Origin of the sequence: Halobaculum marinum (genome assembly GCF_029338555.1) — an archaeon.
Classification (GTDB): domain Archaea; phylum Halobacteriota; class Halobacteria; order Halobacteriales; family Haloferacaceae; genus Halobaculum; species Halobaculum marinum.
Genome location: NZ_CP119989.1, coordinates 32,907 through 51,770 on the forward strand (window position 1 = coordinate 32,907; position 18,864 = coordinate 51,770).

An 18,864-nucleotide genomic window follows, 5' to 3' on the forward strand; every position below is an offset into this window, starting at 1 on the left:
GGGGCTTCGCTCTTGGGCCGGCGGCGCGGCGTGCCGGAACGACCAGGGCATTGCTAACTGAGACAAGCTATTGATGGCAAAGTTAATATTCTAACCCAGGATGTTACTAACTAGAGATGGAACACACCCGACGCTCGGTCCTCGCGTCCGCCGGTGCCCTCACAGCGGGGGCGCTGGCCGGCTGTCTCGGCGACACGGACGCCGCGAACGCTGCCGAGTCGACCACCGGCCCCACGGCACAGGCGTCGTTCTTCGTCTTCGGCGACATCGCCGCCGAGGTGGCGGGCGAGGCGACCACCACGGACCTCCTCGTGCCGGTCGGGCAACACGGCCACGGCTGGGAGCCGGGGCCGCGCATCCGCGAGTCGATCCGCGACGCCGACCTGCTCGTCCACGGCATGACGGGGTTCCAGCCGTGGGTCGACGACGTGCTCGGCGACCTCGCGGCTGACGACAGCGGTGTGACGACGGTCGACGCCAGCGCCGGCGTCGACCTCCTCCCCGCGAGCGCAGACCACGAGGACGGGCACGACAGCGAGGAGGAACACCACGAGGAGGAGACGCACACCGAAGCGCACAGCGAGGAGGAACACCACGAAGAGGAGTCGGGCGACGAGCACGACCACGAGAACGTCGACCCGCACTTCTGGATGGACCCCCTCCGCGTGCGCGAGGCGACCACGACCGTCCGCGAGGCGCTCTCCGAGGTCGACCCGGACGCGGTCGACACCCACGAAGCCAACGCCGAGTCGTTCCGCGCGGCGCTGACCTCGCTGGACGAGCGCATCGCCACGCTGGTCGACGAGGCGTCGCGCGACACCGTCCTCGTCGCCGGCCACAACTCCTTCCGCTACCTCAGCGACCGGTACGGGCTCCACGTCGAGGCGCTCACTGGCGTCGGCCCGGACGACCAGCCGACGACGCGCGACGTCGAGCGCGCTCGCGAGGCCGTCGAGACCCACGACCTCCGGTACGTCTGTGCGGACCCCATCGAGTCCCAGCGCGCCGCCGACCAACTGGTCGCGGAGACCGCCGCCGAGGAGGTGCTCCCCCTCACCGCGATGCCCGGGCTCACCGACGAGTGGGCCGACGAGGACTGGGGCTACCTCGACGTGATGGAGCAAGTGAACCTCCCGACGCTGGAGCGCGTCCTCGGCGAATGAGCGACGCCCGCGACACCGCCGTCAGCTTCGACGACGTGTCGTTCGCCTACGGCGAGCGCTCGGTCGTCGAGGACGTGTCGCTGACAGTCGAGGAGGGCGCGTTCCTCGGCCTCGTCGGGCCGAACGGCTCCGGGAAGACGACGCTGTTGAAGCTCGCGATCGGCCTGATTCGACCCGACAGCGGCTCGGTCACCGTGTTCGACGACCCCGCCCACCGCCGGGGCGACGGGCGGCGCGTCGGCTACGTCCCGCAGGACGTCGGCGGCGCGAGCGACGGGATGCCGATCACCGTCGCCGAGGTCGTTCGGATGGGGCGCTACCCAGGACGACTGTACCGCCGGTTCGACGCCGACGACCGGCATGCGGTCGCCGCGGCGATGGACCGCGTCGGCATCGCCGACCTCGCCGACCGTCGGATCGGGCGGCTCTCCGGGGGGCAACGCCAGCGGGCGTTCATCGCGCGGGCGCTGGCCGCCGAGGCTGACCTGCTCGCGCTCGACGAGCCGACCGTCGGCGTCGACGCCGAGTCGCGCGAGGCGTTCTACGAGTTGCTGGGCGAGTTGAACGCCGAGGGGATCACGGTGGTGCTCGTCGAGCACGACATCGGCGTCGTCACCGCGCACGCCTCTGAGATCGCGTGTCTGAATCGGGAGCTGTTCTTCCACGGCGACCCCGACTCGTTCGTCGAGACGGACGCGCTCGCGGAGGCGTACGGCAACGCACACCACGTCGTCGCCCACGACCACCCATGACCGGCGTCACCTCCCTCGCCGCGCTCGTGGTCGCGGTGCCGCTCCTCTTCGCCGGCGTCGCCGACGCCGGCGACCGCGCGCTCGGTGTCCTCCTCGACGACCTGTGGGGCGGCGTGCTCGACGTGCTCGCGGGCGCGACGGGCGTCGACGTGCTCGCGTTCCCGTTCATGCAGCGAGCGTACCTCGCGGCCGTCTGCGTCGCGGTGGTGGGCCCGCTCGTCGGGAGCTTCCTCGTCCATCGCGAGTTGGCGATGATCGGCGACACGCTCGCGCACGCCGCGTTCGCGGGCGTCGCCGCGGGCCTGTTCGTCAACAGCGTCTTCGCGACGAGCGTCCCGCCGCTGGCGACGGCGCTTGTCGTCGCCGCGCTGGCGGCGCTGGTCGTCCAGACGCTCGTTGACTACGCGGGCACCTCCCGCGACACGTCGCTGGCGATGGTGCTCACCGGATCGTTCGCCGTCGGGAGCGTCCTGATCACCGCGACCGACGGCGGCATCGCGGTCGGCATCAACGCCTACCTGTTCGGCTCGCTCGCGACCGTTTCGCGGGGCAACGCTGGCATCTTGCTCGCGATGACCGTCGTCGTCGGCCTCGCGGTTGGCGCGGCCTACCGCCCGCTCGTGTACGTCACCTTCGACGAGGTGGGCGCCCGCGCCGCCGGGATCGACGCCGGGTGGTACACCCGCCTGCTGGCGGTGCTCACCGCGGTCGTGGTCGTCGGCGCCATGCAGATCATGGGCGTCATCCTCGTCGCCGCGATGTTGGTGGTCCCCGTCGCGACCGCAGCCCCGGTCACGGGGTTCAAGCGGTCGATGGCCGCGAGCGTCGTCGCCGGCCTCGTCGCCACCGTCGGCGGCGTCACGCTGTCGTACTGGTTCGACGTGGCCGCGGGCGGCACCGTCGTCCTCGTCGCGCTCGCGACGTACGTCGCCGTCACGGGCACCGTGCGGGGCCGCCGGCGGATCGCCGTCCGCCGGGATTCGGAAGCGACGGGCGTCGCTGCAGACGGCGGCGACAACGGGACCTGACTGCGTCCGAGCCACCGGCTTCTTGTGGAAACGCCGGCTGGTGCCGATATGGACACCCGCTCGCGAGTCCGCCTCGCGATCGCCCTCCTCCTCGTCGCCGCGCCGCTGTGGGGACCGGCGCTCGACGTGACCGGCAGCGACTACGTGTACCGCACCGCCGAGGTCGAGGTCGACGGCGGCGAGATCGCTGTCGACGCACCCGGCTTCTGGGCGGGACCGACCGACCAGATCGCGTGTCTCTCCGCGCTCGCGACCGCCGACCAGGACCCCGGCTGTTACCTCCAGTCGCGCCTCCGCGACGGCGACGTCAGCGTTGACTACCCGGGGATCGAGGCGTTCAACGGCGACCCCACCACGCCGCGACCGCGGTACGTCGTCTTCGGCACCGCCGGCCCCGTCTACGAGCGGACCCTGACATACGACCACGCCAACGGATCGTTCGTGTACGGGCTCGACCGCGTCGACCCCGAGACCGCCCTCGGCGACGTGGCGTTGGACCCGGAACGCGCACCATCCGCCGTCGGCGAGGCGCTCGACACCGGCGAGGCACGCCGGAACGAACCGCTCGACCGGGTTGACAGCGGGCGCATCTACAGTCACGAGGGCGAGTACGTGCTCGTATACGAGGACCGGGTGAGCGGACCGTTGACCGCACAGCCGGTCACCGAGCGCGTGTTCGAAGTGGCCGCGGTGCTGCTCGGCGCACTCCTGCTGTTCCGCGTCGGGCGCGACACCGCCGCGGCGTAGCGCTCCCGGAACCCGGCCGCACCGACCGCCTCCACAACTCTTACGCGCCGACGCCACACCCGGACGGTAGAGACCCCTCCATGGCGAACACCGACGCGCGCGTCGACATGACCGAGGGTGCGGTGACGCCACGGCTGTTCAGCCTCGCGTGGCCGCTCGTGCTCGGCAACCTCCTGCAGACCCTCTACAACCTCGCGGACGTGTTCTGGGTCGGCCGCGTCAGCCCCGAGGCCGTCGCCGCCGTCTCGCTGATGTTCCCCCTCTCGTGGATGTTCGTCTCCACGGCGATGGGGCTGACCGCCGCGACCATCGCGCTCGTCTCCCAGCACGTCGGCGCCGGCGACGACCGCGCCGCCGACAAGGTGGTCGCGCAGACGACGCTGCTGGCCATCGCCGTGTCGGTGACGCTCGGGACCGCCGGCTTCCTCGCACGCCGGCCCCTGCTGAACTGGATCGGCGCGGAGGGCCTCGTGTTCACCGAGGCGCTCGCGTACATCGAGGTCATCTTCCTCACCCTCCCGCTCACGTTCCTGTTCTTCGCCTTTCGCGCCTCCCTGCAGGGTGCCGGCGACACACGCACCGCGATGTGGATCGTCGCCGTCTCCGCCGGCGTCAACATCGTCATCGACCCCGTGTTCATCCTCGGCTTCGGTCCAGTCCCGGCGATGGGCACCCGCGGGGCCGCGCTCGCGACGTTCGTCGCCCGTGCGATCGCCGCCGCCGTCGGCGTGTACGTCCTGCTGAAGGGCGATTGGGGCATCCAACTCCACCCGCGCGATCTGAAACCGGACCCGACGGTGCTCCGGCGACTCGTCGACATCGGCTACCCCGGCACGCTCGACGGCTGGGCGCGCTCGTTCGCCGCGGTCGCGATGGCGGCGCTGGTCGCACGCTTCGGCCCCGCCGCGACCGCGGCGTACGGCGTCGGCGTCCGCCTCATGTCCGTCTCGTGGACCGTCGCCGGCGCGGTCGGGCAGGCGACCGCCACGGGCGTCGGGCAGAACCTCGGCGCCGGCACGCCCGACCGCGCGGGCCGCGTGGCGTGGACGGCCACGGGTGGGACGATGGCGGTGCTGTTGGCGGTGGGTGGGCTCGTCTGGGTCTTCCCGGCGGTCGCCATCCGCGTGTTCGTCGCCGACGCCGCCGTCGTCACGGAGGGCGTCTCGTTCCTCCGGATCACGGCGCTCGCGTGGGCGGCGTTCGGCGGCCTGATGGTGTTGCAGGGGCCTTCCGGGGCGCCGGCGACACCCGCACCGCGATGGGGCTGTCGCTGCTGTCGCGGTGGGGCCTGCGCATCCCGGCGGCGCTGGTGCTGGCCTACTCGTTCACCGTCGTCGTCCCCGGCATCGGCCCGGTGTCGGGGCTCGGCCTCGGGCCCGACGGCCTGTGGTGGGCGTGGACGTTCGGCGCCGTCGGCTCGCTCGTCGTCGGCGCGCTGTGGTTCCTGCGAGGGACGTGGACCGAGGGTGTGGTCGAGCGAGAAAACGAGGAGACGGTGGCCGACGACGGCGCGGACAGCGCCCCCGCGGTCGACGACGACTGAGCAGGCAGAAAAGAATCCAGAGCGTTCGGTCGGTTACTCGTCGAGTCGTTCGCGCAGCATCGCGTTCACGTCGTCCGGCGCCGCAGAGCCGCCCGTCTTCTGCATCACCTGGCCGACGAGGAAGTTGATCGCGCCGCCCTCGCCGCTGTGGTAGTCGTCGACTGCGTCGGGGTTCTCGTCGATGGCCTCAGCGACCGCGGTGGCGACCTCGTCGTCGTCCGCGGTGCCCAGGCCCTCGCGCTCGACGACCTCGTCGGGGCCGAGCCCCTCGTCGAGCATCGTGCGGAGGACGACCTCCTCGGCGTTCTTCGTCGTCACCTCGTCGGTGGCGACGAGTTCGACGAGGCGGGTGAACTCGTCGAGGCGGTGAGTCACGTCCTCGATGGCCATGTCACGGTAGTTCAGTTCGCCCAGGAGCGTGTCGGCGACCCACGCCGCCGCCAGGTCCGGGTCGAACTGTTCGGCCACGTCTTCGTAGAAGTCGGCGACCGCCTTGCGGGAGGTGAGCTTCGAGGCGGCCTCGTCGTCGAGGCCGTACTCTTCGCTGAAGCGCTCGCGGCGTGCGTCCGGCAGTTCCGGGATGGCGATGCGCTGTTTCCAGTCGGACACCTGCAGCGCCGGCAGGTCGGCCTCGCCGAAGTAGCGGTAGTCCTTCTCCTCCTCCTTCGAGCGCATCGAGACGGTGTTGCCGTGCGTCTCGTTGAAGTGGCGCGTCTCCTGTTCGACGGCCTTCCCGCGGCGCAGGAGGTTCTCCTGCCGGTTGCGCTCGTAGCCCAGCGCCTTCTCGGCGCCCTTGTGGCTGGAGATGTTCTTCACCTCCGTGCGGTTCGCAGACTCCAGCACCTCGTCGGCGATGGAGCCGTCGTCGGCGACCTCGCTGGCTTCGACCATCGAGAGGTTCGCGTCGATACGCAGCGAGCCGTCGCGGCTCGCGTCGAACACGCCGAGGTACTCCAGCACCTCCTCCAGTTTCTCGAGGAAGGCGCGGACCTCCTTCGGGTGGCGGAAGTCGGGTTCGGTGACGACCTCCATCAGCGGCGTGCCGGCGCGGTTGTAGTCGACCAGCGAGTAGTCCGCGCGGTCGACGGACGTGGTGCGCACGTCCAGATCCGCGGGGCCGTCGCGGACGTGGCGCAGGCTCCCGGGGTCCTCCTCCAGGTGAGCGCGGCGGACGTTCACCGTCCGACGGGTGCCCTCGTGGGAGAACTCCAGTTCGCCGTCGGCACACAGCGGCGCGTCGTACTGGGTGATCTGGAAGTTCTTGGGGAGGTCGGGGTAGTAGTAGTTCTTCCGGTGGAACCGGGTCTCCTCGGGGATGTCGGCGTCGAGCGCCTTCCCCACCTTCACGGCGGCCTCGACGGCCGCCTCGTTCAACACCGGGAGGGCCCCGGGGAGCCCGAGGCAGGTGGGACAGACGCGCGTGTTGGGCTCCTCGTCTTCGGCGGGGTCGGTCGAACACCCGCAGAAGATCTTGGTGTCCGTCTCGAGCTGGACGTGGACCTCCAGCCCGATGACGGGCACCAACTCGGCCCGCTCGGCTGCTCGTGCCATCGTTGAAGCGGGCTTTGCGACCGGACAGGTAAAGCCTGACGGGACGCCGATCCGTCGATTCGGTGTCCGTCGTCAGTCGTCGCGCTCGAACTGCGTCAAGAACACGCCCAGCGCGACGAGGAGCGCGAACGCCTCGACGGCGTCGCGGACGAGGGTCGTGAGATCGGCCCACGCCCGCCCGAACACGTCCCCGGGGACGGCGTAGAACAGGTCGGTGAACAGGTCGAACGCCGCGTACACCACTCCCGCGGTGACGAGGCCGAGCGCGTACACACCCATCGCGAGCACGGCGTATCGGACGATCCGTGCGATCGGGAGCGGATCGTCGGGGAGGAGTCGGTCGACTGCCGATCGGACACGGATGGCGACCGGGACGAGCGGGCCGGGGACGACTCTGACGAGCGAACGATCGGAGGGCATCGAGACAGAGGTCATCGCAGGCACGGTAAGCCCCTTGTGGTCACCGGGAACCAGCGGAGGGCACTACCGCGCGTACAACTTCGCGCCGAGCAATCCCGTCAACTGCGACCGGTCGGCGGGCGACACCGCGACGTACGGGTGCTCGACCGGGCCGAACACGTCGACGACGCGCCCGACCGTCGACAGCGACTCGTCGACGACCTCGCTGCCGACGCGGGCCGGTTCGGTCCCCTCGGGGACGCGCACGACGGCCAGTCCCTGTGCGGTGCGGACGACGTCGCCGACGCGCTTCACGGCGCCACCTCAGTCCCCGCGGATGACGCCGAGGTAGGCGCCGACCGCCTGCACGAGGTCGTTCTTCGCGGTCTCGTCGGTCCCCGTCACGACGACGCTGCCGCGGGGCTCGTACTCCCGACTGTACGTCTTGTCGCGTTCGATCTTCGCGTCGTAGCCGACCTGCTGGACGGCCTTCGCGATCTCGTCGACCGTCGGCTCCGACACCGCGAGGTCTTCGGGGACGCGTCGCCCCTCGGCGCGGGTGTACGCCGCGTCGAAGTAGGCGGGGTAGAGGACGTTCTCGACCATACGGCGAACGCCGGCGCCCGCGCGGAAAAAGGGTGCTATCGTCGGGCGACCGCGACGACGCCAGCCGGACCGCGGTCTTATCGCCCGCGCTCGGACTCGCGCTCGCGCCGGCGGCGGTCCTCCACGTCCTCCAGCGACTCCGTCTCCAACAGGCGGTCGAGTTTGCGCTCGAACTGCTCGTCGGTCAACTCGCCGCGCGCGTAGCGCTCGCGGAGGGTGTCGAGGGCGTCGCGCGTGTCGGGGTCCGTCGGGGGTTCCGCGAGGTGGTCGTCCGCGTCCTCGTTCGATCCGCTGAGGCCGTCGAGCCCGTTCACCTCCTCGTCCCACCACTCCTCGATGTCGTCTTCGTCGCCGAACAGCATCGCCGTCAGCGGGACGACCACGACGTAGCCGAACAGCAGCGCCGCCAGCCACCAGTCTTGCCCGGAGAACAGCGCCGCCAGCCAGATCCCCGTGACGAGGGTGCTGACGACGGCCGTCGCGTTCTCGCGGAGGCGGTCGGCGGCGCGCTCGTTCATGTGGGTTCGGTCCCCGTGGCGGGAGATAAAACCGAGGGAGGCGTCGATCGTCTGTCGATTACTGCTCGCGGCGCGCCAGCAGCGCCGAGGCGAGCACCGCCAGCACCGCCAGCACGACGCCGAAGCCGGGACCGGACGTCTCGGTCGCCGGCGTTTCGTCGACGACGCTCGGCGACGTGGTGTCGGTGATCGGTTGACTCTCCGTGGCCGTCGGCGTCCCGGTCCCCATCGCCGCCACCGCCTCCGCGCGCGTCTCGAACTCGACGGTCGCGGTCGCGTCGGGGTGGAACCCACGCGTCAGCGTCCGTACGCTCATGACGACCGAGCGCGGCGCGGGCTGGTTCAGCCAGTTGCGGTTCACCCGCACGGTGTTGTTGTTCTGCACCGCGGGCGTGCTCGCGTACGGCTCCTGCCCAACGAGGTACGAGGAGAAGTCAGTGACGACGAGGTAGTCGGGCGCCAGTTCCAGCACGACCTCGTCGTTGATCTGCGGGTAGCCGGTGAGGTCGCGCTCGGCGGCGACGTTCGTGCCGCCGGCGGCCTCGATCATCGCGGAGATGAACGTCCCCGACCCGGCGACGTAGCCGCCGCCGAGCGGGTACAGCGCGCGGACGTCCTCGGCGTCGGCGGTCGCCTCGCCCGCCGTCTCGACGTTCGCGGTCATCCACGCGTTCGCCTCGGCGGCGCCCTCGCAGTTGCCGGTCAGGCGACCGGTGCGCGTCGTCTTGGCCGCCACGTCGTCGACGGTCGTCGACTCGCGGAAGTGGTACACCGTCAGTCCCGCGTCACGGAGCGACTGGATCGTCTCCGCCGAACTCGCGTTCGGCGCGAGCACGAGGTCGGGGTTCGTGCCGACGACCTTCTCGACGCTGACGCCGAAGCCAGACGCAGAGACGTTCGTCCGCGAGTCGGCGCCGTCGAGGTACAGCGCGAACTGACTCAGGCCGACGACCTGCGCTTTCCCGCCGATCTCCCACATCGTCTGGGCCGCGCTGGGGTTCAGCGTCGTCACGCGGTCGGGTCGCTCGTCGAGCGTGACTTCGGTTCCGGTGGCGTCCGTGAAGGTCACCGGGAACTCGCAGGCCGCCGTCTGCGCGCTCGCGGCGCCCGTGGCGCTCGCTGGGTCCGTCGCCGGACCGGTCGGCCCCAGCGCGCTCGGCGTGCCTCCGTCGGTCGATACCGTTGATGCCGTCGCTGGCGCCGTCGTCGCCGCCGCGGCCCCGACCGCGGGGACCGCCGCAGCGACGAGCAGCAGCGCCGCGACCACGAGTGTCCGTGTCCGTCGTCGTCTCACGTCACCAGGCAACCGGACAAGACAATAAATATTTACCTAATGCAAACAGCCTTGAGTTCGTGACACGCATCTGGCGTCGAACCGCCGGCTACTCGGTCGCCCTCCTCGCGCTGTTGTGCGGGGTCGTCACCGTGAGCGCCGGCGTCGGGCCGGTCGCGGTGCCCGCGCGGTCGGTGGTGGCCGTCGTCGCCAACGCCGTCGTCGTCCCCGCGGGCATCGACTGGGCCGCCGGCACGGCCACAGGGAGCCCGGCGACCGCGGGGTTCCCGCTACAGGTGCAGTTCGTCCACCCGTTCGCGTTCCCGGTGTCGCAGACCCACGAGGCCATCGTCATGCGCGTGCGCCTGCCGCGGATCCTGCTGGCGGCGTTCGTGGGCGTGGGCCTCGCGGCCGCCGGCACCGTGATGCAGGGGTTCTTCCGCAACCCGATGGCCGACCCGGGCGTCATCGGCGTCTCCTCGGGCGCGGCCGTCGGCGCCGTCTCGTGGATCGTCGCGCCCTCCGCGCTGCTGGCGTTGCTCGGACCGCTCCGCCCGCTCCTCGCCGGCGGCGCCGGCCTCCAGATCGCCGCCTTCTGCGGCGCGCTCGTCGCCGGCTTCGGCGTCTACCTGATCGCCAGCCGCGACGGTCGGACCCCGACGGCGACGCTGTTGCTGGCGGGCGTGGCCGTTCAGACGTTCCTCGGCGCCGTCGTCTCGTACCTGTTGCTCCACTCGGGGGAGTCGATCCGCCGGGTGACGTACTGGCTGATGGGCCACCTCAGCGGCGCAAGTTGGAGCGAGGTGAGCGTCGTCGCCGTCCTCGTGCCCGCGCTGACGCTCGTCCTGCTGGCGTACGCCCGCGACCTGAACGTGCTCCTGTTGGGGGAGACGGACGCGCGCGCCCTCGGCGTCGAGGCCGAACGCAGCAAGCGCGCGCTGCTCGCGGTGTCGTCGGTGCTCACCGGCGTCGCCGTCGCCGTCTCGGGAGTCATCGGCTTCGTCGGCCTCATCGTCCCCCACGCGGTCCGCCTGCTCGTGGGGCCCGACCACCGGATCCTCCTGCCGACGAGCGCGCTCGCGGGCGGGAGCTTCCTCGTCGTCGCCGACACGGTCGCCCGCGCCGGCGTCGCCGAACTCCCAGTCGGCATCGTCACCGCCGCCGCCGGCGCGCCGTTCTTCCTGTACCTGCTGCGCACCCGGGAGGTGTACGACCTGTGAGCGACGACCGGTCGAGCGACCCCGAGGACTGCCCGATGATCGCCGTGCGCGACCTGGTCGTCTCCCGCGGCGGCGAGCGCGTCCTCGACGGCGTCTCGCTGTCGGTGGACCGGGGCGAACTCGTCGGCCTCGTCGGCCCGAACGGCGCCGGCAAGACGACGCTCGTCGCGGCGGTCAACGGGACCCTCACGCCCGAGGCGGGGACGGTCGAACTCGACGGGACCGACCGATCGACCCTCAGCCAACGCGAGGTCGCCCGCCTCGTGGCGACGGTGCCACAGGAGTCGAACACCGCCTTCGAGTTCTCCGTCGAGGCGGTGGTGGAGATGGGGCGGACGGCGTACGTCTCGCGGTTCGGGACGACCACCGAGGCCGACCGCGCCGCCGTCGAGCGGGCGATGGACCGGGCGGGCGTGACGGCGTTCGCCGACCGACCGGTGACGACGCTGTCGGGCGGCGAGCGCCAGCGCGTGCTGTTCGCGCGGGCGCTGGCCGGCGAGACGCCCGGCCTCCTGCTCGACGAACCGACCGCCAGCCTCGACATCAACCACCAACTGCGCACGCTCGAACTCGTCCGCGAAGTCGTCGACGACGGGAAGGCTGCGCTGGCGGCCATCCACGACCTCAACCTCGCGGCCCGCGTCTGCGACCGACTCGTCCTCCTGGCGGGCGGCCGGATCCGGGCGACGGGAACGCCCCGCGAAGTGCTCGGCGACGACGCACTCGCGGACGCCTTCGGCGTGCGCACGGCCGTCAACGACGACCCCGCGGTCGGGTCGCCGATGGTGACGGCGCTGCGCGACGACGAGTCCTGAGCGCCGTCGCCCGCTGGACAAGCGTGCTTGTTCTAACGCATCCACAATTGTTATGCTGGGCCGTCGGAGTTGTACGGCCATGCAACGGGACCAGCCGAACGAGCGGACGGGCGCCGGGAGCGAGGGTGGCGATCCGAGTGCGGCGGGGCGGCCGTGAGGCTCGTCGTCGTCGCCGGGACCACAGAGACGGCCCGGATCGACGGGATCAGCGCCGCGGGTGCGGACCCGGCGCTGATGCGACACACGCCAGGCGCCGACCTCGACGTGGTCGTCCACGGGGAGCCGACGCTCGCACCGGTGGTCCCCGTCAGCCCGACCGGCTGTCCGACTCCGGCGGTCGCCACCCGTGCTGCCTGCGAACTGCTCGGCTTCGACGCGCTCGCGGTCGACGCCGGCGTCGCCGGGCGCACCGGGGCGCCGACGGTCGACGTGGGATTCGGCCCCGGCGCGGACGTGCGCGAGGCCGAGGCGGTGTCGCGGGCCGCCGAGACGTACGCGAACGCCCGGGAACTGGGAGCCGCGCTCCCCGACGACCGGATCGTGGTCGGCGAGACCGTCCCCGGTGGGACGACGACCGCGCTGGGCGTGTTGACCGCTCTGGGCGAGGAGCCCACGGTGTCGTCGTCGCTGCCGGAGAACCCGCTCGACCTGAAGCGCCGGGTCGTCGCCGAGGGGTTAGACGCGAGCGGCCTCGCCCCCGGCGACGCCGCGGGCGACCCCCTGACGGCGGTGCGAGCGGTCGGCGACCCGGTGCTCGCGGCGGTCGCCGGACTGACCGTCGGTGCCGTCGAGTCGGGCACCGCGGTGACACTCGCGGGCGGGACGCAGTTGGCGACCGCGGCGGCGCTCGTGCGCCACGCCGGCGTCGAGGCGCCGCTGACGCTGGCGACCACCTCGTTCGTCGCGGACGACGACACCGCGGGCATCGCCGACCTGGCGGCGTCGCTGGACCTCGACGTGCGCGCGACCGACCCGGGGTTCGACGGGCGCGACCACCCCGCGATGGCCGCCTACGCCGCCGGGGAGGCGAAGGAGGGCGTCGGAATGGGCGGGGCACTGGCCCTCGTCGACGACGCGGACACCTCGATGGCCGCGTTCCGCGACCGCCTCGTCGACGTGTACGACCGCCTGCTCGCCGACGACGGCGGTGACGCCGACGTAGACGCAGACCGATGAAGGGGGTCGTGCTCGGCGGCACAGCGTCCGGCGTGGGGAAGACCGTGGCGACGCTGGCGACGATCACGGCACTCGACCGGGCCGGCCACGCAGTCCAACCGGCGAAGGCCGGCCCCGACTTCATCGACCCGAGCCACCACGAGCGCGTCGCGGGGCGTCCCTCCCGCACGCTCGACGTGTGGATGCAGGGCGAGGACGGACTCCGGCGCAACTACCACCGCGGCGAGGGCGACGTCTGCGTCGTCGAGGGCGTGATGGGGCTGTACGACGGCGGCGTCTCCAGCACCGCCCGGGTCGCGGCGGCGCTGGACCTCCCCGTCGTGCTCGTCGTCGACGCCAGCGCCGGGATGGAGAGCGTCGCCGCGACCGCGCTGGGCTTTCGCGAGTACGCCGCCCACGCCGGCGTCGACGCGGACGTGGTCGGCGTGATCGCAAGTCGCGCCCACGGCGGGCGCCACGAACGGGGGATCCGCGAGGCGCTGCCCGACGACATCGCGTACCTCGGCCGAGTACCGCCGGACCCGGATCTGGAGATTCCCGACCGCCACCTCGGCCTCCACATGGGCGCGGAGTCGCCGGTGCCCGAGTCGGCGCTGTCGGCCGCGGCCAACCACCTCGACGCCGACGCGCTGGTGGATCTGGCCCGCACCCCGCTGCGACCGACGGCGGCGGAACCGGCCCGCGAACGGACCCACGCGCGGGTCGCCGTCGCACGAGACGCGGCGTTCCGGTTCTGCTACCCCGCGACGCTGGAGCGACTGGCCGAGCGCGCCACGGTCGTCCCGTTCGCGCCGACGACCGACGACGCGCTCCCCGACTGCGACGCCGTCTACCTCCCGGGGGGCTACCCCGAACTCCACGCACCCGCGCTGGCGGACTCCAGCGCGCTGGCCGACCTCGCGGCGCGCGCCGCCGACGGCCTCCCCGTGCTGGGCGAGTGTGGGGGGCTCATGGCCCTGGCGGAGTCGCTGACGACCGTCGACGGCGACACCCACGCGATGGCGGGCGTCCTGCCGGCGACGGTCCGAATGCACGAGCGGTACCAAGCGCTGGACCACGTGGAACTGCGTGCCCGCGACGACGCGCTCACGGCCGCCGCCGGCGGGATGCTCCGCGGCCACGAGTTCCACTACTCGTCGGCGGACGTCGCCGCCGACGCCCGCTTCGCCTTCGAAGTCGTCCGCGGCGACGGCATCGCCGACGGACTCGACGGCCTGCGGGAACACCGGACGCTCGGGACGTACGCGCACGTCCACCCCGAGAGCGGCGCGTTCGACGCCTTCCTGGAGGCGATCTGAGGTGCCGGGCGTGGACGGGACGAAGAACGCGGGTGACGACGTGACCGGAGACGAGGGAGCTGCCGGGCGGGTCGCCGCCGTCTCGTTCGACCTGTTCGGGACGCTCGTCAACGCCGACCGGCCCGCGGATCCGGCGACCGCCGTCGCCCGCGAACTCCGCGAACGCGGGGTCACCGTACCCGACGACTGGGCCGCCGCGTACGCCGAACCGCACCTCGACTACGACGACGGCGGCGAGCGCCCGCTCCACCACCACGTCGCCGCCGCGCTCGCGAGTCGGACCAGCCTCGCGGAGCGCGAGGTCGTCGACGACGCCGCCGTCGCGGTGCGAGCGGCGTTCGACGCACCGGTCGAGACGCGCGACGGCGCCGTCGAAGCGGTCGCCACCCTCGCCGAGCGCTACCCGGTCGGCGTCTGCTCGAACTGCAGCGTTCCGGGCCTCGTCCAGCGGACGCTCGACCGCTCCGCGCTCGACCCCGGGGCGTTCGAGACGGTGACCGCGAGCGTCGACTGCGGGTGGCGCAAGCCGGACCGGCGGGCGTTCGCGACCGTCGCCGACGGGTTGGGCGTCCCCGTCGACAGCCTCCTCCACGTGGGCGACGACCCGGCGACCGACGGCGCCGTCGCCGACCACGGCGGGGTCGCGCTGCTCGTCGACGACGTGCCGCTGCGCGACCTGCCGGCGACGGTGGAGGCACGATGGGGCTGACCGCGCTCGCCGCCGTCGCGCTGGCGGCCGGCCTCGACGCGACCGCCGAGGAGTTCCCGGGCCAGTCCACCCGGTCGCGCTGTTCGGTCGCGTCGTCGACCGAGTCAACCGCGAGTGGGCCAGACCCACAGCGGTGGGAGTCGCTGTCGCGGTCGTGCTTCCGCTGGCGGCTGCCGCGGTCGCGTGGGGCGTCGTCACCGGCGTCGAGCGACTCGTCGCCGCGGTCGTCGTCGGCCCCGGCGGCGCAGTCGCCGCGGCGGTCGCGACGGCGGTCGTGGCGGGCCTCGCGCTGTTCGCGACGACGAGTCTGCGGATGCTCGTCGGGGCCGCCCGCGAGGTGGTCGCCGCCAGCGAGTCCGACCCCGCGGCCGCGCGGGCGGCGTCGCTCGCGCTGGTGGGCCGCGACACGTCGTCGCTGTCGCCCGCCGAACTCCGGAGCGCGGCCGTCGAGAGCGCCGCCGAGAACCTCGCCGACGGCCTCGTCGCCCCGTTGCTCGCCTTCGCCGTCGGCGCGCAGGCGTCGGTCGCGGTCGGCGTCGCCTGCGCCGCGTGGGTGAAGGCCGTGAACACGCTCGACTCGATGCTGGGGTACCCCGACACGCCACACGGGACCGCCAGCGCCCGCCTCGACGACGCGGTTATGTGGGTCCCCGCCCGCCTGTCTGCCGTGTTGCTCGCGACCGCCGCGCGGTCACCGACCGCGCTGTCGACGGCCCGGCGCTGGGCGCGCGCCCCCGCCTCCCCGAACTCCGGGTGGCCGATGGCGACGACCGCCGCCGCGCTGGGGGCTCGCCTGCGAAAGCGCGACGCCTACGACCTCAACCCCGACGCGCCGCTGCCCACGCCGGCGACCGCCCGCACCGGCGTGCAGACGGTGTCGGTCGCGGGGTGGCTCGCGTTCCTGCTCGCGGGGGTGGCGGCGTGGCTGTGAGCGCGGTGGCCGCCCTCCGGGGCGCGCTCGGCTTCCTCTCGCGCGTGCCAGTCGGCCACAGCGACGCTGGCTGGGAGGCGTTCCGACGGACCCCGACGGCGATCCCGGCGGCCGGCTACCTCATCGGCGCGCTCGTCGCCGGCGTCGCCGTCGCCCCCGCCGTCGTGGTGGGGCTGCCGGCGCCGACGCTCGCGCTCGCGCTCGTCGCCGCCACGTACCTCCTCACTGGAATCACCCACGTCGACGGCGTCGCGGATCTGGGCGACGCGGCGGTCGTCCACGGCGACGCCGACGCCCGCAGAGCCGTGCTGAAGGACACCACCGTCGGCACCGGCGGCGTGCTGGCGGTCGCGGTCGTCGTCGGTGGCCTCGCGCTCGGTGGCCTCGGACTGGCGTCGCTGCCGCTGGGCGCCGCCGTCGCGGTCGTCGTCGCCGCGGAGGTGGGCGCGAAGGCCGCGCTCGCGACGCTCGTGTGCGTCGGCCAGTCGGCCCACGAGGGGCTCGGGTCGGCGTTGACGGCGGAGTCGTCGCCGAGGGCCGCCCTCGGCGTCGCCGTCGTGGCCGCGCCGGTCGTCGCGCTGACGTGGCCCCGTCCCGCCGTCGGCGTCGCCGTGTTGCTCGCGGCCGGCGCGGTCGCCGCGGGGACGCTCCGCTGGTCGCGCGCCCGCCTCGGCGGCGTCAGCGGCGACGTGTTCGGCGCGACGAACGAACTCGCCCGGGTCGCCGGGCTCCACGCGGGGGTGGTCGCGTGGACGCTCTCGTGATGTGTGGCGGTCGAGGCAGTCGCCTCGGCGGCGACACGGAGAAGCCGCTGGTGCCCGTCGCCGGTGAGCCGATGGTCGAGCGTGTGCGCCAAGCGCTGGCGGCCAGCCGAGTCGAACGGGTGTTCGCAGCAGTCTCCCCGCACACGCCCACGACCCGCGAGCACCTCGCCGGTCGCGCAGACGTGACCGTGGTCGACACCCCCGGCGACGGCTACGTCGCCGACCTGGGGACGGCGCTGGAGCGGGTCGGTACGCCCGTCGTCACCGTCGCGAGCGACCTCCCGCTGCTGGCCGGCGACCACGTCGACTGCCTCCTCGACCGCTTCGCCGCGGGCGACGGCGTCTCGCTGGCGACGTACGTCCCAGTCGGGGTGAAACACGAGGTCGGCGTCAGCGCCGACACGACGACGAACGTCGACGGGCACACGGTCGCCCCGACGGGGCTGAACCTCGTCGCCGACGGCACGGACGACGAGGCGGTCGTGGTCGCGGACGACCGCCTCGCGGTGAACGCGAACCGCCCGCGCGACCTGCAGGTCGCGGCGGCGCTGCTGGAGGGTGATCGATGAAGTTCGACGCCGCGCGTGACGAGCCGCGAACGCCCCACGGCAGCAGCGACGACCCCGCAGTGCTCGACTTCAGCGCCAACTGCAACCCCGAGGTGCCCGACGGCGTCGAGGCGGTGTACCGGGAGGCGTTCGCCGACGCGCGGACGTACCCCCCGGAGCCGCCCCGCGACTACCGCGCCGCCGCGGCGGCCTACGTCGACTGCGCCCCCGACGACGTGGTCCCGACGCCCGGCGGGCTGGCGGCGATCCGACTGACGATCGATCTGGCCGTCGACCCGGGCGACTCGGTCGCCGTCCCGTTCCCGAGTTTCGGCGAGTACGCCCGCGAGGTGCGCCTACAGGGCGGAGTACCGACGTTCGTCCCGCAGGCGGAGGTCCTCGAAGTCGACCCCGCCGACCACGCGCTCGTGGTCGTGTGCACCCCGAACAACCCGACCGGGAACGCGTACCCGGACGACGACCTGCGCGCCCTCGCCGCGCGGTGTCGCGACGCCGGGACGCCGCTGCTCGTCGACGAGGCGTTCCTCGGGTTCACCGACCGACCGTCGCTGGCGGGCGCCGACGGCGTGGTCGTCGCGCGCTCGCTGACGAAGCTGTTCGGCCTCCCTGGGATCCGCGCGGGCTTCGCCGTCGCGACCGGTGAGTGGGGCGCGGCGCTGGCGAACGCCCGGCGCACGTGGAACCTCGGGGCGCCCGCGCTGGCGACCGGCGCCTACTGCATGCGACAGGACGCGTTCGTCCGGGAGACTCGCGACCGGGTCGCGAGCGAACGCACACGGCTGTCGACGGCGCTCGCGGACGCCGGCTACGGCGTCCACCCGTCGGACGCGCCGTTCCTCCTGCTGGACGTCGGCGACCGCGCGGTCGACGCGGTGCTCGCACACGCCGCCGACGCGGGCGTGGCGCTGCGCGACGCGACGACGTTCCGCGGACTCGACAGCCACGTCCGGGTGGCCGTCCGCCTCCCCGAAGAGAACGACCGCCTACTGGAGGTGTTGCGTGGCGCCTGACCTGCGCGTCCGCGACGGCGTCCTTGAACTCCGCCGCCCGGCCACGCGCTGGCTGTCGACGGGGTTCGCCGGCGGCTTCGTCGACGCCCCCGCCGCGTACAACGTCTCCGTCCCGGAGGGGTGGGAGCGCACCGACCTCGACGCGTACGTCGCCGAGCGACTCGCCGGCGCCGGCTTCGAGTCCCCGCCCGACGGCCCGGCGCTGTTGACGGGCGTCGACATGCGCCACGCGCGGGCCGCCCGCTCGGGGCCCGTGCTCGCGGTCGCGACGGCGGGCGTCTCCAACCCCGCGGCGCTGCCGACGGCCGACGACCGACCGGTGGGCGTCGAGGCCGACGCGGTCGCGGGGGCGGATCCCGCCGGCGACTCGACCGGACAGGCGTCCGCCGGATCCCGGAGCGACGGCGCCGACGGGCCGGGTCGCGGCACGGTGAACGTCCTGCTCGCGACCGAGCGCCGCCTCGACGACGGCGCGCTCGCGAACCTCGTGAGCGTCGCCGCCGAGGCGAAGGCGACCACCCTGTTGGCGGCGACGGGGTTCCCGGGGACGACGACCGACGCGGTGGTCGCCGGGAGCGCCCGAGACGGCGAGCCCGCGCCGTTCTCCGGGAGCGCGACCGACGTTGGGAGCGCCGCCCGGGCGTGCGTCCGCGACGCCGTGCGTGCGAGCCTCGACGCGCGGTACGCCGCCGGCGACCGCGCTTTGCCAGCGTCCGTCGCCGACGCCGAGTACGGCGTGGTGACCGACCGTGAGACGGAGGTGTTCCGTCCGTGAACCGACCGACTACCGAG

Annotated in this window: 19 protein-coding genes and 2 pseudogenes; 15 read left to right on the plus strand and 6 right to left on the minus strand. The window is 73.1% G+C overall.

Annotated elements, in window-relative coordinates:
- Window positions 1-116 precede the first annotated feature (116 nt).
- The 5 genes and pseudogenes from P0R32_RS00215 to P0R32_RS00235 all read left to right on the plus strand — a co-directional run bounded on the left by P0R32_RS00215 (window position 117) and on the right by P0R32_RS00235 (window position 5,233).
- Window positions 117-1,163: a metal ABC transporter substrate-binding protein gene (locus P0R32_RS00215; RefSeq protein ID WP_276237905.1), complete on the plus strand. Its 1,047-nt coding sequence runs from the start codon at window positions 117-119 to the stop codon at window positions 1,161-1,163.
- Window positions 1,160-1,915 carry a metal ABC transporter ATP-binding protein gene (locus tag P0R32_RS00220; protein WP_276237890.1) on the plus strand — a complete coding sequence of 252 codons (756 nt, stop codon included), beginning with the start codon at window positions 1,160-1,162 and terminating at the stop codon, window positions 1,913-1,915. The genes P0R32_RS00215 and P0R32_RS00220 overlap by 4 nt, the downstream gene beginning before the upstream one ends.
- On the plus strand, window positions 1,912-2,943 hold the full coding sequence (locus P0R32_RS00225; RefSeq protein WP_276237891.1) for a metal ABC transporter permease: 1,032 nt from the start codon (window positions 1,912-1,914) through the stop codon (window positions 2,941-2,943). Before P0R32_RS00220 ends, P0R32_RS00225 begins: the two co-directional genes overlap by 4 nt.
- Window positions 2,944-2,991: 48 nt before the next feature.
- Entirely contained in the window at window positions 2,992-3,690 is a 699-nt protein-coding gene (locus P0R32_RS00230; protein ID WP_276237892.1) for a DUF8127 domain-containing protein, read from the plus strand.
- An 80-nt stretch (window positions 3,691-3,770) separates the two neighbouring features.
- A pseudogene (locus P0R32_RS00235) lies at window positions 3,771-5,233 on the plus strand (MATE family efflux transporter).
- A 33-nt stretch (window positions 5,234-5,266) separates the two neighbouring features.
- Here the strand turns inward: P0R32_RS00235 and gatB are convergent.
- From gatB to P0R32_RS00265, 6 genes are all read right to left on the minus strand, one after another.
- Complete coding sequence (gene gatB, locus P0R32_RS00240) at window positions 5,267-6,784, minus strand: Asp-tRNA(Asn)/Glu-tRNA(Gln) amidotransferase subunit GatB (protein ID WP_276237906.1); 1,518 nt, start codon at window positions 6,782-6,784, stop codon at window positions 5,267-5,269.
- Window positions 6,785-6,856: 72 nt separating this feature from the next.
- Window positions 6,857-7,204, minus strand: coding sequence for a hypothetical protein (locus P0R32_RS00245; protein ID WP_276237893.1), 348 nt, complete (start codon window positions 7,202-7,204; stop codon window positions 6,857-6,859).
- A 63-nt stretch (window positions 7,205-7,267) separates the two neighbouring features.
- Window positions 7,268-7,498, minus strand: coding sequence for an H/ACA ribonucleoprotein complex subunit GAR1 (locus P0R32_RS00250; RefSeq protein WP_276237894.1), 231 nt, complete (start codon window positions 7,496-7,498; stop codon window positions 7,268-7,270).
- Window positions 7,499-7,507: 9 nt separating this feature from the next.
- Window positions 7,508-7,789, minus strand: a complete 282-nt coding sequence (srp19, locus tag P0R32_RS00255) for a signal recognition particle subunit SRP19 (RefSeq protein ID WP_276237907.1) — start codon at window positions 7,787-7,789, stop codon at window positions 7,508-7,510.
- Between the two features lie 77 nt (window positions 7,790-7,866).
- Window positions 7,867-8,307, minus strand: coding sequence for an SHOCT domain-containing protein (locus P0R32_RS00260; RefSeq protein ID WP_276237895.1), 441 nt, complete (start codon window positions 8,305-8,307; stop codon window positions 7,867-7,869).
- A 58-nt stretch (window positions 8,308-8,365) separates the two neighbouring features.
- Window positions 8,366-9,457, minus strand: a complete 1,092-nt coding sequence (locus P0R32_RS00265; protein ID WP_432765138.1) for a PGF-CTERM-anchored ABC transporter substrate-binding protein — start codon at window positions 9,455-9,457, stop codon at window positions 8,366-8,368.
- 203 nt (window positions 9,458-9,660) lie between these two features.
- On the opposite strand from P0R32_RS00265, the gene btuC reads away from it, so the two are divergent.
- From btuC to P0R32_RS00315, 10 genes and pseudogenes are all read left to right on the plus strand, one after another.
- A complete protein-coding gene (gene btuC, locus P0R32_RS00270; RefSeq protein WP_417377691.1) occupies window positions 9,661-10,800 on the plus strand; it encodes a vitamin B12 ABC transporter permease BtuC in 1,140 nt (379 codons plus the stop codon).
- Window positions 10,797-11,615: a heme ABC transporter ATP-binding protein gene (locus tag P0R32_RS00275; protein WP_321170909.1), complete on the plus strand. Its 819-nt coding sequence runs from the start codon at window positions 10,797-10,799 to the stop codon at window positions 11,613-11,615. Before btuC ends, P0R32_RS00275 begins: the two co-directional genes overlap by 4 nt.
- Before the next feature lie 153 nt (window positions 11,616-11,768).
- Window positions 11,769-12,791 (plus strand): nicotinate mononucleotide-dependent phosphoribosyltransferase CobT, encoded by a 1,023-nt coding sequence (cobT, locus tag P0R32_RS00280; protein WP_276237908.1) that lies wholly within the window; start codon window positions 11,769-11,771, stop codon window positions 12,789-12,791.
- Window positions 12,788-14,089, plus strand: coding sequence for a cobyrinic acid a,c-diamide synthase (locus P0R32_RS00285; protein ID WP_276237909.1), 1,302 nt, complete (start codon window positions 12,788-12,790; stop codon window positions 14,087-14,089). Before cobT ends, P0R32_RS00285 begins: the two co-directional genes overlap by 4 nt.
- Before the next feature lie 40 nt (window positions 14,090-14,129).
- Window positions 14,130-14,798 carry an HAD family hydrolase gene (locus P0R32_RS00290; RefSeq protein WP_276239424.1) on the plus strand — a complete coding sequence of 223 codons (669 nt, stop codon included), beginning with the start codon at window positions 14,130-14,132 and terminating at the stop codon, window positions 14,796-14,798.
- Window positions 14,789-15,729: pseudogene (locus P0R32_RS00295) on the plus strand (CobD/CbiB family cobalamin biosynthesis protein). Before P0R32_RS00290 ends, P0R32_RS00295 begins: the two are co-directional and overlap by 10 nt.
- Window positions 15,720-16,493 carry an adenosylcobinamide-GDP ribazoletransferase gene (gene cobS, locus P0R32_RS00300; RefSeq protein ID WP_276237910.1) on the plus strand — a complete coding sequence of 258 codons (774 nt, stop codon included), beginning with the start codon at window positions 15,720-15,722 and terminating at the stop codon, window positions 16,491-16,493. Before P0R32_RS00295 ends, cobS begins: the two are co-directional and overlap by 10 nt.
- On the plus strand, window positions 16,493-17,062 hold the full coding sequence (locus tag P0R32_RS00305; RefSeq protein WP_417378110.1) for an NTP transferase domain-containing protein: 570 nt from the start codon (window positions 16,493-16,495) through the stop codon (window positions 17,060-17,062). Before cobS ends, P0R32_RS00305 begins: the two co-directional genes overlap by 1 nt.
- On the plus strand, window positions 17,059-18,072 hold the full coding sequence (locus tag P0R32_RS00310) for an aminotransferase class I/II-fold pyridoxal phosphate-dependent enzyme (protein WP_276237912.1): 1,014 nt from the start codon (window positions 17,059-17,061) through the stop codon (window positions 18,070-18,072). The genes P0R32_RS00305 and P0R32_RS00310 overlap by 4 nt, the downstream gene beginning before the upstream one ends.
- Complete coding sequence (locus P0R32_RS00315) at window positions 18,062-18,847, plus strand: adenosylcobinamide amidohydrolase (protein ID WP_276237913.1); 786 nt, start codon at window positions 18,062-18,064, stop codon at window positions 18,845-18,847. Before P0R32_RS00310 ends, P0R32_RS00315 begins: the two co-directional genes overlap by 11 nt.
- The last annotated feature ends 17 nt before the right edge of the window (window positions 18,848-18,864 follow it).

Bases quoted from the DNA above. Each gene is read 5' to 3' on its own strand.
- P0R32_RS00215 (WP_276237905.1), top strand. From the start codon at position 117: ATGGAACACACCCGACGCTCGGTCCTCGCGTCCGCCGGTGCCCTCACA.
- P0R32_RS00220 (WP_276237890.1), top strand. From the start codon at position 1,160: ATGAGCGACGCCCGCGACACCGCCGTCAGCTTCGACGACGTGTCGTTC.
- P0R32_RS00225 (WP_276237891.1), top strand. From the start codon at position 1,912: ATGACCGGCGTCACCTCCCTCGCCGCGCTCGTGGTCGCGGTGCCGCTC.
- P0R32_RS00230 (WP_276237892.1), top strand. From the start codon at position 2,992: ATGGACACCCGCTCGCGAGTCCGCCTCGCGATCGCCCTCCTCCTCGTC.
- gatB (WP_276237906.1), bottom strand. From the start codon at position 6,784: ATGGCACGAGCAGCCGAGCGGGCCGAGTTGGTGCCCGTCATCGGGCTG.
- P0R32_RS00245 (WP_276237893.1), bottom strand. From the start codon at position 7,204: ATGCCCTCCGATCGTTCGCTCGTCAGAGTCGTCCCCGGCCCGCTCGTC.
- srp19 (WP_276237907.1), bottom strand. From the start codon at position 7,789: ATGGTCGAGAACGTCCTCTACCCCGCCTACTTCGACGCGGCGTACACC.
- P0R32_RS00260 (WP_276237895.1), bottom strand. From the start codon at position 8,307: ATGAACGAGCGCGCCGCCGACCGCCTCCGCGAGAACGCGACGGCCGTC.
- P0R32_RS00285 (WP_276237909.1), top strand. From the start codon at position 12,788: ATGAAGGGGGTCGTGCTCGGCGGCACAGCGTCCGGCGTGGGGAAGACC.
- P0R32_RS00305 (WP_417378110.1), top strand. From the start codon at position 16,493: ATGTGTGGCGGTCGAGGCAGTCGCCTCGGCGGCGACACGGAGAAGCCG.
- P0R32_RS00310 (WP_276237912.1), top strand. From the start codon at position 17,059: ATGAAGTTCGACGCCGCGCGTGACGAGCCGCGAACGCCCCACGGCAGC.